This is a genomic window from Microcoleus sp. N9_B4 (assembly GCF_036701635.1).
Lineage (GTDB): Bacteria > Cyanobacteriota > Cyanobacteriia > Cyanobacteriales > Microcoleaceae > Microcoleus.
The window spans coordinates 1-1,522 of sequence record NZ_JAUBRC010000114.1; the positions used below are offsets into that span (position 1 = coordinate 1).

1 pseudogene is annotated in these 1,522 nt (G+C 44.0%); it reads left to right on the forward strand.

What is annotated here, in order from left to right:
* Positions 1–355 precede the first annotated feature (355 nt).
* Positions 356–1,503: pseudogene (locus QUA43_RS30665) on the forward strand (ISAs1 family transposase).
* Positions 1,504–1,522 lie beyond the last annotated feature (19 nt).

A 1,522-nucleotide genomic window follows, 5' to 3' on the forward strand; every position in this document is an offset into this window, starting at 1 on the left:
CAGGGTAAGCTCATCTAATTTGGTATAAATTGTACTTGACAAAAAGGGCAAGATATAAAAGAGCCTCCTGTCAAGAGCGGTTCTTTGAACCCATTTGAGATATTTTGATGATCGACAGATAAGGGACGAGCGAGAGATAAGGGGCGAGCGAGAGATAACGGGCGAGCGAGAGATAACGGGCCAGCGACAGACAACGGGCGATCAACTCGCAGCCTCAAAGATCTCAAATGGGTTCTATAATAGTGCTTCATCGGTGTCACGAATCGTGAGGAAAAATCATTCTTAGAAAGGATTCGAGCGTGTTGTGAATGAGGCAAAATCATCACCGAAACCCAACAGGTCTCAACCGCTCTCCATGCAACACTTACAAGCTTGCTTATCAACTTATTTTGATGACATACCAGATCCGAGAGTAGACCGAACAAAACAACATTTACTTAAAGACATTCTGGTCATTACCATATTAGCTGCGATCGCCGGTGCGAGCGGGGTGGGAAGACATCGAAAATTATGGACTCAGCAAGCAACAATGGGCGTGAAGAATTTTTAGAGTTACCCAATGGTATCCCCAGCGATGATACATTTCGCCGGGTGTTTGAAAAGCTAGACCCGAAAGTGTTAGAGGAGAAATTATCGCAATGGTTGCAACAAATTATGGGTTCAGTCTGCCAAGAAATCATCCCCATAGATGGCAAAAGTTTGCGAGGTTCTTACGATCGAGAGAAAGGTTTAAAAAACTTACATTTAGTGACAGCTTGGGCGAGCGGACAGCGTTTGGTAAGGAGGGCAAGTCAAAGTTGAAGACCATTCCAATGAAATCACAGCAATTCCAGCCCTACTAGAACTACTCGACATTGCCGGGGCGATTATCACCATTGATGCGATGGGGACTCAAACAGAAATAGTCCGACTGATTCGTCAGAAAAAAGCCGATTATGTCGTGGCACTAAAAAGCAATCATCCCACTCTTTACAATCAAGTTAAAGACTGGTTTGAGACGGCAAAAACTCAGGAATTCAGGGAAACTGAAATGAGTTATGATTCCCGCACTGAAAAGGGTCATCATCGCGTCGAAACTCGAAAAGTCTGGGCGGTATCAGTTGCCCAATTAGGAGGACTTTACAAGCAAGAACAATCTTGCTGGATTACGCACTATTGTTATGGTCGAAAGAGTTCGTCATCTGTGGAACAAAACTACTCACGAGGTACAGTTTTACCTAAGTTCTTTACCAGTAGATGCTAAAGCGGAATGGTCGTGCTATTCGTCAACATTGGAGCATTGAAAACCAAGTGCATTGGAGTTTAGATGTGACTTTTAATGAAGATAAATCCCGGATTCGCTCGTTAAACAGTCCTCAGAACTTCGCTCTGGTAAGACGGATTGCCCTTAATGCGGTCAACCAAGAAACAACTCTCCAGCGTAGCCTGCGACAAAAAATCAAACGGGCTGCGATGAACAATGACTATATGATGCAAATTCTCAAGTGCTTTTGTCAAGCATGATTGAGATGCTCTTACCCTG